The organism is Streptomyces sp. NPDC098781 (genome assembly GCF_044759995.1).
Lineage (GTDB): Bacteria > Actinomycetota > Actinomycetes > Streptomycetales > Streptomycetaceae > Streptomyces.
On the sequence record NZ_JBIWAK010000009.1, the window covers coordinates 237,841 to 250,057 of the forward strand.

Annotated in this window: 11 protein-coding genes; 6 read left to right on the top strand and 5 right to left on the bottom strand. The window is 73.1% G+C overall.

From position 1 onward, the window contains the following. Positions 1-72 precede the first annotated feature (72 nt). The 4 genes from ligA to ACIQWG_RS32515 all read left to right on the top strand — a co-directional run bounded on the left by ligA (position 73) and on the right by ACIQWG_RS32515 (position 4,476). A complete protein-coding gene (ligA, locus tag ACIQWG_RS32500) occupies positions 73-2,157 on the top strand; it encodes an NAD-dependent DNA ligase LigA (protein ID WP_404102174.1) in 2,085 nt (694 codons plus the stop codon). 38 nt (positions 2,158-2,195) lie between these two features. Then, positions 2,196-3,344 carry an alpha/beta hydrolase family protein gene (locus tag ACIQWG_RS32505; protein WP_404102176.1) on the top strand — a complete coding sequence of 383 codons (1,149 nt, stop codon included), beginning with the start codon at positions 2,196-2,198 and terminating at the stop codon, positions 3,342-3,344. A gap of 81 nt (positions 3,345-3,425) precedes the next feature. Further along, complete coding sequence (locus tag ACIQWG_RS32510) at positions 3,426-3,575, top strand: hypothetical protein (protein WP_404102178.1); 150 nt, start codon at positions 3,426-3,428, stop codon at positions 3,573-3,575. Positions 3,576-3,726: 151 nt separating this feature from the next. Further along, positions 3,727-4,476: a DUF4142 domain-containing protein gene (locus tag ACIQWG_RS32515; RefSeq protein ID WP_404102180.1), complete on the top strand. Its 750-nt coding sequence runs from the start codon at positions 3,727-3,729 to the stop codon at positions 4,474-4,476. An 88-nt stretch (positions 4,477-4,564) separates the two neighbouring features. Here ACIQWG_RS32515 and ACIQWG_RS32520 read toward each other — a convergent pair whose 3' ends face one another. Beyond that, positions 4,565-5,146, bottom strand: a complete 582-nt coding sequence (locus ACIQWG_RS32520; RefSeq protein WP_404102182.1) for a hypothetical protein — start codon at positions 5,144-5,146, stop codon at positions 4,565-4,567. 78 nt (positions 5,147-5,224) lie between these two features. Continuing rightward, positions 5,225-5,989: a sugar isomerase domain-containing protein gene (locus tag ACIQWG_RS32525; protein ID WP_404102184.1), complete on the bottom strand. Its 765-nt coding sequence runs from the start codon at positions 5,987-5,989 to the stop codon at positions 5,225-5,227. A 194-nt stretch (positions 5,990-6,183) separates the two neighbouring features. Between ACIQWG_RS32525 and ACIQWG_RS32530 the strand changes: the two genes are divergently transcribed. After that, positions 6,184-7,065 carry a MurR/RpiR family transcriptional regulator gene (locus ACIQWG_RS32530; RefSeq protein ID WP_404102186.1) on the top strand — a complete coding sequence of 294 codons (882 nt, stop codon included), beginning with the start codon at positions 6,184-6,186 and terminating at the stop codon, positions 7,063-7,065. A 212-nt stretch (positions 7,066-7,277) separates the two neighbouring features. Here the strand turns inward: ACIQWG_RS32530 and ACIQWG_RS32535 are convergent, their stop codons facing one another. From ACIQWG_RS32535 to ACIQWG_RS32545, 3 genes are all read right to left on the bottom strand, one after another. Beyond that, positions 7,278-8,306, bottom strand: coding sequence for an N-acetylglucosamine kinase (locus ACIQWG_RS32535; protein WP_404102187.1), 1,029 nt, complete (start codon positions 8,304-8,306; stop codon positions 7,278-7,280). A gap of 39 nt (positions 8,307-8,345) precedes the next feature. After that, a complete protein-coding gene (locus ACIQWG_RS32540) occupies positions 8,346-9,833 on the bottom strand; it encodes a glycoside hydrolase family 3 N-terminal domain-containing protein (protein WP_404102189.1) in 1,488 nt (495 codons plus the stop codon). Between the two features lie 81 nt (positions 9,834-9,914). Continuing rightward, positions 9,915-10,940, bottom strand: coding sequence for an ABC transporter substrate-binding protein (locus tag ACIQWG_RS32545; RefSeq protein WP_404102191.1), 1,026 nt, complete (start codon positions 10,938-10,940; stop codon positions 9,915-9,917). 246 nt (positions 10,941-11,186) lie between these two features. Here ACIQWG_RS32545 and ACIQWG_RS32550 point away from each other — a divergent pair, with 246 nt between their 5' ends. Beyond that, the gene (locus ACIQWG_RS32550; RefSeq protein ID WP_404102192.1) at positions 11,187-12,203 is read left to right on the top strand and encodes a YbhN family protein; all 1,017 of its coding nucleotides are present in this window, start codon (positions 11,187-11,189) and stop codon (positions 12,201-12,203) included. Positions 12,204-12,217 lie beyond the last annotated feature (14 nt).

Consider the following 12,217-nt stretch of genomic DNA (forward strand, 5'->3'; position numbering starts at 1 on the left):
CGCCGGTCGTACCGTCCGGGTCCGAGGCCGGTCACGGCGGCGTTGTCAGTGGTGGCAGGCAGGATGACGGCCATGACGACATCAGTTGCGCAAATCGTGGACGCCGCCGGCTACGCGCAGGCGGTCGGGGACGTCGTGCGGGCCGCGGCGGCCTACTACACCGACGGCACGTCCCCGCTGGACGACGACACCTACGACCGGCTGGTGCGGGGGATCGCCGCCTGGGAGGCCGGCCATCCCGATCAGGTGCTCGCCGAGTCGCCGACCGGGAAGGTCGCCGGCGGCGCCGTCGAGGGCGATGTGCCGCACACGGTCCCGATGCTGAGCCTGGACAACGTGTTCTCGGCCGAGCAGTTCACGGCGTGGACGGCCTCGCTGGCCCGCCGGATCGGGCACGAGTCGCAGCGGTACAGCGTCGAGGCGAAGCTCGACGGTCTCGCCATCGCGGCCCGCTACACACAGGGGCGGCTCACCCGGCTGATCACGCGCGGTGACGGGACGGCCGGGGAGGACGTCTCGCACGCGATGAGGACCATCGAGGGCCTGCCGGAGACCCTGGCGGAGCCGGTCAGCGTGGAGGTGCGCGGCGAAGTCCTGATGACCGGCGCGCAGTTCGAGCACGCCAACGAGGTGCGCACCGCGCACGGCGGGCAGCCGTTCGCCAACCCCCGCAACGCGGCCGCGGGCACCCTGCGGGCCAAGGACCGCGCCTACTCGGTCCCGATGACCTTCTTCGGGTACGGCCTGCTCCCGCTGCCCGACACCGACGCTGCCCTGGCCGCACGGCTGGACGGCCTCGCGCACAGCGAACTCATGGCCCTGGCCGGGAAGTTGGGCGTGCACACCACGGCCGCCACCGCGGTGCCCGGGGTCACCGCCGCCACCCCGGACGAGGTGCTGACCCGGGTGCGGGAGATAGCCGCGCTCCGTGCCGAGCTGCCGTTCGGGATCGACGGGATCGTCGTCAAGGCCGACCTCGCCGCCGACCAGCGGGCGGCCGGATCCGGATCGCGGGCCCCGCGCTGGGCGATCGCCTACAAGCTGCCCGCCGTGGAGAAGATCACCCGGCTGCTGGAGGTCGAGTGGAATGTCGGCCGCACCGGCATCATCGCCCCTCGCGGCGTCCTGGAGCCGGTCGAGATCGACGGCTCCACCATCACCTACGCCACGCTCCACAACCCGTCCGACATCACCCGGCGCGACCTGCGGCTCGGCGACCATGTGATGGTCCACCGCGCCGGTGACGTCATTCCGCGCATCGAGGCCCCGGTCGCCCAGCTGCGCACCGGCGACGAGAGACCGATCGCCTTCCCCGAGGCGTGTCCGCGCTGCGGCTCGGCCATCGACGCCACCCAGGAGCGCTGGCGGTGCGAGCAGGGACGCAACTGCCACCTGGTCGCCTCCCTCTCCTACGCCGCCGGCCGCGACCAGCTCGACATCGAGGGACTGGGCGCCACCCGCGTCGTGCAGCTCGTCGAGGCCGGCCTGGTCGCGGATCTCGCCGACCTCTTCACGCTGACCCGCGAGCAGCTCCTCGGACTGGAACGGATGGGTGAGACCAGCACGGACAACCTCCTGGCCGCCCTCGCCACGGCCCGGACACGCCCTCTGTCGCGGGTGCTGTGCGCCCTCGGCATCCGTGGCACCGGCCGCTCCATGTCCCGCCGTATCGCCCGGTACTTCGCCACCATGGACAACATCCGTGCCGCCGACGCCGACCAGTTGCAGCAGGTCGAGGGCATCGGAGCCGAGAAGGCGCCGAGCATCGTCGCCGAGCTCGCCGAACTCGCCGGGCTGATCGACAAGATGGCCGCCGCCGGGGTCAACATGACCGAACCGGGCGCCACCTTCACACCCGCGGACGTCACCGGCACCGAACCCGCCGTGACCGACGCCCCGGCCGGCCTCCCGCTCACCGGGATGACCGTGGTGGTGACCGGCGCCATGACCGGTCCGCTGGAGAAGCTCAGCCGCAACCAGGTGAACGAACTCGTCGAACGGGCCGGCGGCCGCTCCTCCTCCAGCGTGTCCAAGAGGACGAGCCTCGTGGTTGCCGGAGAGGCCGCCGGCTCCAAACGCGCCAAGGCCGAAGAGCTCGGCATCCGCGTCACCACACCCGACGAGTTCGCTCTTCTCGTGGCCGACTGGCTCGACTGAGCCGTGCCGACGCCGCGACCGCGCCGTACCGGATGTGCGTGGCCGCGCTGCACCGGATGTGCGCGGCCGCCACCGCCGCCGCGACGTACGGCCGAACACCCCAGGGGCCGGCCCCGCCGATCCGCGCCATACTCGACCCCATGCGGTCACCTCGGGCCCTCACCGGTCTCGCCGCCGCCCTGACGCTGGTGGCCGCCCTCGGCTGCACCGGAGCCGACGGCGCGGCCACCGCTCCCCCGCGCACCCCGTCCACCTCGGCCCCGGCCGACGGCGGAGCCCCCGCCACGACAGCCTCGGCCTCGTCCACCCCCACGCCGGCCGACCCGGTCTCCCTCCCGGCCCTGATGCGGAGCGAGCACCGGGGCTCGGACCTGCGCCTCGGTGCGGTACGTGCCCGTACCGACGCCTACACGCAGTACGCCGTCACCTACCGGTCCGACGGCCTGACGATCTCGGGGATCATGAACGTCCCCAGGGGCAGGGGCCCGTTCCCGGCGCTGGTCCTGGCGCACGGCTACATCGACCCGGATGTCTACACCACCGGCCGTGGCATGCCCCGCGAGCAGGACCTCCTCGCCCGCAACGGCTATGTCGTCCTGCACACGGACTACCGCAACCACGCGGGCTCCGACGACGACCCCGACAACGACGTCAACCTGCGTCTCGGCTACACCGAGGACGTGATCGGGGCCGTACTCGCCCTGCGCTCAGCCGCCCGCCCGGACGTCGACGACGAGCGGATCGGACTGCTGGGGCGGTCGATGGGCGGCGGGGTGGTGTACAACGCGCTGGTCGTTGCGCCGGGGCTGGTCGACGCGGCCGTCGTGTTCGCGCCGGTCAGCTCGCGCCCGGAGGAGAACATCGACCACTTCCAGCGGCCCGAGGGCGACCCGCTGGTGGAGCAGATCGAGGACGCGCACGGGACGCCGGAGGAGAACCCCGAGTTCTGGCGGCAGGTCTCACCGATCACCTACGCCGACCGGGCCACCGAACCCCTGCTGATCCACCACGGCACCGCCGACGACACCTGCCCGCTGGCCTGGACCAGGGAGACCGTCGCCGCGTTCGAGGCGGCCGGCAAGGACGTGGTGCTGCGGACGTACCGCGGCGAGGGGCACACCTTCGGCCCGCGTTGGCCGGACTCGATGGACGCCACGATGACGTTCTTCGAACGCAACCTGCGCTGACCGACCGCAGGAGAGAACGGACATGGCACAGGTCGTGGTGAACGGCGTCGAGCTCTTCCACGAGGTGGCGGCGGGCGGCGGATGGCAGCCGTCGTGGACCGGCTGCGGGCCGGTGAAACACTCGCCGAGGCACGGGCAGTTCGTGGAGCCCTCGAAGGCGCCGGACACATCCCGCACGTCACGCACCCGACCGAGTACGTACGTCGGGTGACCGGCCTGGTGGCGGCGTAGCGGCCGAACGGCGGCCGCCGTACGCGCCCTTCGCGGTGGGTTGTGACGGACGACGCACCGCGGGCCGCAAATTTTTTCCCCCGGCGATGATTGTTTCCCGCGTCGCATCCGTACCTCAGGGGGTACCGAGCCGTTCACGTCAGGAGACACGATGCCCATCTCACGCCGCATGGTAGGCACCGTCTTCGTGGGAGGCGCCCTCGTCCTCACCCTCTCCGCCCTCGCCTACCCCGCCATGGTGGGCGTGGAGACCACTTCTGCCAACCAGGACCGCGTCATCGCCAACACCCAGTACGGGCCGCTGACCGAGGCCGACCGGGACTTCGTGGTCAAGGTCCGCGCCGCCGGCCTGTGGGAGCACCCGCTGGGCATGATGGCGATGCAGCGCGGGACCACCCCGGAGATGAAGGAGGCCGGCGAACACCTGGTCGTCGGACACGCCCGCCTCGACCTCGCCTGCCGCAAGCTCGCGTCCGAGCTGAACATCACGCTGCCCAACCAGGCCAGCCCGCAGCAGCAGCAGTTCGTGGCGACGGTGGACTCCAAGACGGGCAAGGAGTTCGACGCCACCGGTGTCGCGATCATGCGGGTGACGCACGGGCAGATCTTCCCGGCGATCGCGAAGATCCGGGGCACCACGCAGAACACCCTGGTCCGTCAGCTGGCGGACCTCGCGAACGACACCGTGCTCGACCACATGACGGTCCTGGAGAAGACGGGCATGGTGAACTTCGACGCGAACAACTTCCAGCAGACCACGCCGCCGAAGCTCCCCAAGGAGCAGATGACCCCGCCCGCGCCCCAGCCGGGCTCGCCGGTTCTGACGCTGGCCATCCCGAAGGGCCTGGAGGACCTGAACACCGCGTCCCCGTCGGCGTTGCCGAGCGCGGACGTCAAGTGACGGCCGAGGGTCGAACGACTACGGCCCCGGAGTCGCTCCGGGGCCTGTGAGCCCACGCGGTCCCACCGCTTCGCAGGTCGTGGGGCCGTCAGCCGGTCTTCCACCCCCACGGCGTGTCCAGCCGCTCCCACTCCGCGGCCCACTGCTCCAGGCGCCGCCGCTCCATCCCCAGCCGTACCACCCAGGCGGAGCCGAGCACGACCCCGGCGGCGCCGGCGCCGGCCAGGACGCCGCCCGCGACGGAGTGCAGCAGGATCTCGGTCTCGGACAGCGGCTGCTTGGGCAGGACGCCGGTGTGGTCCGTCCACACCGCGACCTTGCCGCCCGCCTTCGTCTTGGGCGGCACGCGTGCGTCGTCCGTGCGGACCACGCCGTTCGGGTCGGTCCAGCGGACGGTGGACCAGACCAGATGGTCGGAGGTCACGCGGGCGGGCCCGGGATCCTCGGCGTCCTTCACCAGTACGGCCGTCACCTTGTGGCTCTCGGCCCGTTGCTGCTCCGCCGACCGCACCACCGCGTCCGCCGCGGCGAGACCGCCGAACACGGCGCCGCTCAGCGCGAACAGCCATCCGCACAGCACGACCCAGGCCTCGATGACGTCGCAGCGCCGCCTCAGCGGATTGCGTCGCCACCTCCACAGCCGCACCCTCTGACACTCCGACGCAGCCATGCCGACACCCCCTTGAGCACCGACAGCACCCTTCCAGTGTGCGCCCGCAGGCGCCCGCGTGCCGCTCGCGCGGAGCGATCAGCTCGCGGTGCGCCGGATCCGTCCGGCGTACCGCTTCTCCAGCTCCAGGTTGCCCTCGAATCCGCCCGGCACATTGGCGGACACATACACGGGCGGCCGCTCCCCGGCGGCGAGGAGCAGGGCGGAGGCCTCCGCGACGGCCATCTGGACCAGCAGGACGCCGGTCAGGGTGGACAGCGCGCACACCGCGCCGCCGCCCGGCAGTTCCATCAGCGCGTCGCCGCGCGGGGCGGCGTTGTCGAGGACGACGTCCGCGAGGTCGGCGAGCTTCCTGCCGCTCGGGTGCCCGGCGGGGACGGCGCGGGTGTGCGCGAGGGAGGTGATGGCGAGGACACGGTGACCGTGCTCCCTGGCCTGGAGGGCCATCTCCACGATGACGTTGTTGACGCCGGAGTTGGAGATCACGACGAAGAGGTCCTGGGGGCGCGGGTCGGCCAGTTCGTAGATCCGGGCGGCGACCCCGGCCCGGCGCTCCAGCAGCGGATCGTCCAGGGCGCTCGGGGGCTCGCCGCCGTACAGGACGAGATCGGCGATGCTCAGGCGGTTCGTCGGCACCAACCCACCGGCCCGGCCGGCGAGTTCGAGGACGAGCGCCTGGGAGTGGCCGGTGCCGAAGGCCTGGATCACGCCGTCCGCGCGTACGCAGTCGGCGATCAGTCCGGCGGCGCGGGCCACGTCGGCACGGGCGGACTCGGTCAGGCGGTCGAGGACGGCCATGCTCTCGCGCGCGAAGCGCCAGGCGCTGACGGACTCGTCGGACACACGCAACTCCCTGCGTTGGATGAAACCACCCTGTACGACCGCGTGGATGAATCATCGAATCACAGCCGACCGGTGCGGGCAACGGGCCGTCCCCCGATCCTGCTTCCGCCCGCCACCCAGACGTCCCACCTCCAGCCGCTTTCGGTCCTGGCATTCAACAGGCGCGCAACCCGGTGGCTGCTACCTTCTCCCTCATGCCCCCGACCGACGTCACCGCACTGATCCGCACCGAACTGCCCCGGCTGGCCGGCTCCCTGCGGAAGGTCGGCGAGCTGATCCTGGAGGATCCGGCGGCCGTCACCCACTGTTCGGCCGCCGAGCTGGGCCGCCGCACCGGCACCTCCCAGGCGACGGTGACCCGCTTCTGCCGTGCCATCGGCCTCGACTCCTACCAGCATCTGCTGATCGAGCTGGCCCAGGAGCGCGGCCGCGGCCAGGCCTCCGACTGGGGCACCGCCGAGATCGGCCCGGACATCTCCCCCGACGACTCCCTGGAGCGGGTCGTGCAGGTCGTGGGCAGCACGGATCTGCGCGCGGTGCAGCAGACCGTCGACCGCATCGACCTCGACGCGATCGAGCGGGCCGCTCAGGCGGCGGCGCGGGCCCGCCGGATCGATGTGTACGGCGTCGGCGGCAGCGGGGCCGTGGCCCAGGAGACCGAGACACGGCTGTTCCGCATCGGCTGCGCGGTGCGCGGCTGGACCGAGGTGCACGCCGCCGCCACCTCCGCCGCCCTGCTCACTCCGGCGGACGTGGCCATCGGCATCTCGCACTCCGGGGCGACCCGGGAGACGGTGGAGCCGCTGGAGCTCGCCAAGGAGCGCGGGGCGACGACCGTGGCGCTCACCTCGGACCCGCGCTCACCGCTCGCCAGGGCCGCCGACATCCGGCTCATCTCGACCGCCTCGGAGACCAGCTTCCTCACCGGCATCGGCGGCCGGCACTCGGTCCTGGTGCTGATCGACTGCCTCTACGTCCGCGTCGCCCAGCTCACCTACCAGCGCGCGAGCGCCTCGCTGGCCCTGACCGACCACATCCTCCCGCAACACGCCGTGAAGCCCCGCCGCACCCGCTGAACCCCTCGTGCCACGCTCACCGGCCATGACCGAGGCGGGCCAGGACAACGGCACCCCGGCAGCCGTCCGTCACCTGGTCAAGGGCGAGCCCCAGAGCGCGCAGTCCGGCGGCCACAGGGACGGCTGCCGCGCCGTCCGGACCGAGCAAACCACCGGTCACGACCATCCGCTCGCCGAGGGCAACACACAGGGAAAGCCCGCCGCACCCGCTCTCACCGGTCACAGCCGAGGCGAGCCAGGACAACGGCACCCCGGCAGCCGTCCGCCACCTGATCGAGCCCGAGTCCGAGAGCGCGCAGTCGGGCGGCGAGGAGGTCGGTGAGCGGGCCGTCCGGACCGAGCAGGCCACCGGTCACGACGATTCGCTCGCCGGGGCGGGGGTCCAGGGCGCGGACCGTCGCGACGAGGTGATCCGCGGCCGTGTCGAGGATGCGCGCCGCGACGGAGTCCCCTTGCCGGGCCGCTTCGGCGACCAGCGGTGCGAGGAGGGCCAGTTCGACGGGCGGGCGGTCCATGACGGCGGGCAGCACCCGCATGCGGTAGGCCTCGCGCCGGGCCCGGCTCCAGGAGGCGGTGCCGCACGGGTCTGGCGCGGCCGGCGGCAGGACGTCCTCGGGTACCTGCAACGCCCGCCCGACGCACCCGCCCAGCGCCGTCGGCCCGCCCCTGCCGTCCGCCATGCGCAGCGCGGCCCGGACCGCCTCACGCCCGATCCAGAAGCCGCCGCCGTCGTCGCCGAGCAGCCAGCCGTCGCCGCCGGCGGTGGCCGCGCACTCGCGGCCGGTGACGCGCACCGCCACCGCGCCGGTGCCGGCCACCAGGGCGAGTCCGTCGGCGGGGCTGCCGGGCGCGGAGGCGAACGCGGCCTCGATGTCGCTGTGGATCTCGATCGAGCCGGCGTCGATGCCCAGCCGGCACAGCGCGACGGTCAGCGCGGCATGCGCCTTCGTCCGCCCCGGCTCGTCCGGCGCGGTCCGCGAGGCGCCGGCGAACCCGCCCGCCACGGCCACCACCCGGCCGCGCGGCCCTTCCGGCACGGCGTGCGCGAGGGCCTCGGTGAGGTGCTCGGTGAGGTCGGGCAGCGGGACGGTCAGCGCGTTGCCGGGCCCGGAGACGCCCTCGCCCTCGGGTTCACCGTCGCTGAGGCGCGCGAGGACGGCGCGGGTGCGGGTGCCGCCGGCGTCCAGGCCGACGACGTAGGCCGCCGGAGCGGGGCCGGGTGGGATCCGGTTCGAGTCCATCTCCCCTGCATACGCCCGGCAGCGGCCGGCGCAACCCCGTCAGACGCCGGCCAGCGCCTCCGCCACGGCGCGCAGATTGACCCGCCCTCGCCCGTACGAGCACAGCACGCCGCCCTCCGGCAGTCCCGTGTCCACCCGTACCGCGTCCGGCCGCCGGGCCAACAGGGCGTCCCGCAGCCGTACCTGCCAAGGGTGCAGCCCGGCGTCGCAGGTGGCCACGACCAGCGGGGCGGCACCGCAGCGGCGCACGATCCCCTCGACGAGGGAGTCCGGGTCGGCGCACTCACCGGTCACCGCCGTGCCCGTCGCCGTCGGATCGGCGACGCGCACCTCGTTGAGCAGGTCCTCGCCGCCCCAGTTGAGCCCGGGGTGCGGCGGCGGGAACAGGTCGACCACATGGGCCCCGCGCACGGTGGGCGGCATGCCCCGGCTCCGTACGGCTCGGCGCGCGGCTTCGATCCCGGCGTCCGTGTCCCAGCCGGTCCGGTCGGATGCCGGGGGCGTCGCGTACCGCCCGGCGAGCCTGCGCACCCGCCCCGCGGCCTCCTGGATCCGCTCCTCCGGCAGGACTCCGGTGCGCAGCGCGTCGAGCACGGAGTCCCGGCACTCCAGGGTGACGTTCAGGTCGCCGACGGCGACGATCACCTGGTCCGCGCCCGAGGCGAGCGCGATACGCGCGCCGGCCGCCTCGCCGTACTCGTCGGCGATGGCCTTCATCTCCAGCGCGTCGCCGACGAGCACGCCGTCGAAGCCGAGGTCGTGGCGGAGCAGATCGCCCAGGATGCGCCGGCTGAGGGTGGCGGGCCGGTTGGGGTCGAGCGCCGGGAAGACCACATGGGCGCTCATCAGCATCGGCACCCCGGCGTCGACGGCCGCGCGGAACGGTTCGAGGTCGGCGCGCAGTGCGTCGTACGGCCGTGGGTCGACCGCGATGCCGAAGTGGCTGTCGGTGACGGTTCCGCCGTGGCCGGGGAAGTGCTTGGCGCAGGACGCGATGCCGCGGGCCTCGGTCGCGGTGATCCAGGCGCGCAGATGGCGGGCGGCGAGCTCGGGGTCGGCGCCGAAGGAACGGGTGCGCACGATCGGGTTGTCCGGCCGGCGCTGGAGGTCGGCGACGGGGGCGTAGGCGGCGGTGATGCCGAGGCCGGCCAGGTGCGCGGCGAGCGCGTCGGCGCAGCGGGCGGTGAGGTTCGGGTCGTCGACGACGCCGAGGGCGTAGGGGCCGGGGATGTCGGGGGCGCCGGCGGCGACCAGGTGACCGATGCCGCCGCCCTCGTTGTCGATGGCGACGAGGAGGTCGGGGCGTATCGCGCGCAGTTCGTCCGTGAGACGGCGCACCTGCTCGGCGTCGCGGACGTTGCGGGTGTAGAGGATGACGCCGCCGAGGCCGCGGTCGACGAGCTCCTTGAGCGGGTCCGGGACGGTCGTGGCGCCGTCGAATCCGGCGACGAGGCAACGGTGCGCGGCTTCGTCCAGGTCGGCCGGCAGGGCGGTCGACCCGACAGACGTGTGCTCGAAGTGGCTCACCCCGGCATGCTCCGGCTCGATCAGCCGAAAGTCAACCTTCCGATGGATGACTGATTCAGCAGCTCATCATGTGGACCGTTCTCACGCGGACAGCTTCTTCGCCTTCTTCACGGCGTCCGCGAGCTGTTCCAGCACGGGCGCGTATCCGGCGTAGCTGTACCGCTCCTCCATCGCCCAGGGTACGGTCTGGCCCGCCTCGACAGCGGGCAGCTGCCGCCAGGTCGCCTTGGCGGCGAGCTGCTCGGGGCTCATGGCGCTCGTGCGGTTGTCGACCATGATCAGGTCGGCGGGGTACTTGTCGGCGTTCTCCCAGCTCAGGAACTCCCAGAAGCCCCACTCGTCGGACTTCTCACCCTCGACGAACTCGATGCCGAGGTCCTTGAAGAAGTTCAGGTCGCAGTAGGAGTCGGGGACGGCCACGTAGAACTGGTCGTTGTCGCCCGTGACGGCCATGACCTTCAGCCCCATGCCGGCCGCGGCGGCCGCGCGCAGGGTCTCCACGGCCGCGTCGAAGCGGGCCCGCGCGTCGGTCACGCGCTCGGCGTCCAGGTCGGCGCCGAGGGCCGCGGCGAGTTCGGCGGTGCGCTTGAGCGGGTTCAGCAGCGAGGTGCGGGCGACGCTGATCCCGACGCTGGGGGCGAGCGCCTCGATCTTCTTGCGGCTCTCCTGCGGGACGTACCAGAGGTCGGGCGCCGGGAACATGTTGCTGATCAGCAGGTCGGGGTCGAGCGCCGCGTACTTCTCGACGCTGAACTGCCCCCAGTCCGTGCCGAGGCTCGTCAGCTTCGCCACGTCCAGGTCGCCGGCCTGTGGATTGGGCTTGCCGTCGACCGGCTCGGTGGGCCCGAAGACCCCGTCGCACTCGATGCCGTAGTCGTGGAGCGCGGCCGCGGTGCTGACGAACGCGACGAGCGTCCCGGGTGCCTCGTCGAGCGTGACGGTGCGCCCCCGGTCGTCCTTGAAGGACCAGTGCCCACCGCCGCCCCCGCCCTCGGCGTCCCCTCCGCCGTCACCGCCGCAGGCCGCGAGCAGCGAGCCGAGACCGATCGCGCCGCCGGCGGTGAGCAGACGACGACGGGACAGGACTCGGGACCGGACTGGCGCCATGATCGGACTCCCCCAGGATGACAATTTAGGGCAGCCTAACCTAACAATCGCGCCACCCGACAGCTCCGGGCCGCGGCACGCGCGGCGAACACCCCCGGTCACGTCGCCCGCCCGCCGACACCCCGTCGGCTTCCGGACACCATGCCGTCATGACGGACGGGCACGTTCTCGTCGTCCCCTCCTGCCCTCGCCCTCTAGCCGTCCGCCCCGCGTCCGCGCGGTGCGACGCGGAAGGACGACCGCGCCGTGTCCTCGCTCCCGCTCAGCGATCTCCCCGGACCGCTGCCCGCCTGCCCCGTCCCCGCCGCTCCCGCCCGCTCCCCCTACGCCCCCGCACGCCTCGTCCGCCATGTGCTGACGCTGCTTCCGCTCCTGCTGATCGGAGCGTGGGCGGCGGCCGACTGGCACACGGTGCGCGACGGCGCCGCCCGGCTCGCCGCCGCCGACCCCTGGTGGCTGCTGGCCGGTCTCTTCTTCACCTGCATGGGCTGGGTCGTCGCCGCGCTCGTCCGCCAGGGGTCGATACCGGACCGGCTGCCGCCCGGCCTGCTGCTCGCGTCGCAGTTCGCGGCCGGCGCCGCCAACCACGTGCTGCCGGCGAGCATCGGCGCCCACGCCGTCACCCTGCGCTTCCTCCAGGGCCAGGGCATACCCCTGGCCCGGGGCACCGCCTCACTCGCCCTGTACTCGCTGGTCAAGCCGATCGCGAAGACGGCCGTGCTGCTCGGCTTCCTCATAGCCTTCCCCGAGCTGCTGCACCTCGGCGAACTCGTCCCCGACCGGCGGACGTTGCTCCTGGTGGCCGCCGGCGTGGTGGCGGTCCTCGTCACGGCCACCGTGCTGGTGACGACCGTACGGCCGCTGCGCCGCCCCCTCCTCGGCTTCGTCCGCACCGCCCTGACCGACGCCCGGATCCTGCACACCCGGCCCAGCCGGATCCTCGCCCTCTGGGGCGGGGCCGTCGCCACTCCCCTGCTCCAGGCGAGCGTGATCGCCTCGGTCGGCTTCGCACTCGGCCTGCCACTGTCGTGGACGCAGGTGACGCTGGCCCTCCTCCTCGCCAGCACCGCCGTCGGCGCCGTGCCCGCGCCCGGCGGCATCGGCCCGGTGGACGCCGCCCTGGTCTTCACGATGGTCACCTTCGGCGCGCCGATGGGCCTGGCCGCGGCCACCGTCATCGGCTACCGCGTCCTGACGGTCTGGGTGCCGCTGCTGCCCGGCGCGCTGGTGCTCTCGATCATGGTCCAGCGCAAGATCCTCTAGCAGACGAAGGCCGG

Bases quoted from the DNA above. Each gene is read 5' to 3' on its own strand.
- ligA (WP_404102174.1), top strand. From the start codon at position 73: ATGACGACATCAGTTGCGCAAATCGTGGACGCCGCCGGCTACGCGCAG.
- ACIQWG_RS32510 (WP_404102178.1), top strand. From the start codon at position 3,426: ATGGCAGCCGTCGTGGACCGGCTGCGGGCCGGTGAAACACTCGCCGAG.
- ACIQWG_RS32515 (WP_404102180.1), top strand. From the start codon at position 3,727: ATGCCCATCTCACGCCGCATGGTAGGCACCGTCTTCGTGGGAGGCGCC.
- ACIQWG_RS32520 (WP_404102182.1), bottom strand. From the start codon at position 5,146: ATGGCTGCGTCGGAGTGTCAGAGGGTGCGGCTGTGGAGGTGGCGACGC.
- ACIQWG_RS32530 (WP_404102186.1), top strand. From the start codon at position 6,184: ATGCCCCCGACCGACGTCACCGCACTGATCCGCACCGAACTGCCCCGG.
- ACIQWG_RS32535 (WP_404102187.1), bottom strand. From the start codon at position 8,306: ATGGACTCGAACCGGATCCCACCCGGCCCCGCTCCGGCGGCCTACGTC.
- ACIQWG_RS32545 (WP_404102191.1), bottom strand. From the start codon at position 10,940: ATGGCGCCAGTCCGGTCCCGAGTCCTGTCCCGTCGTCGTCTGCTCACC.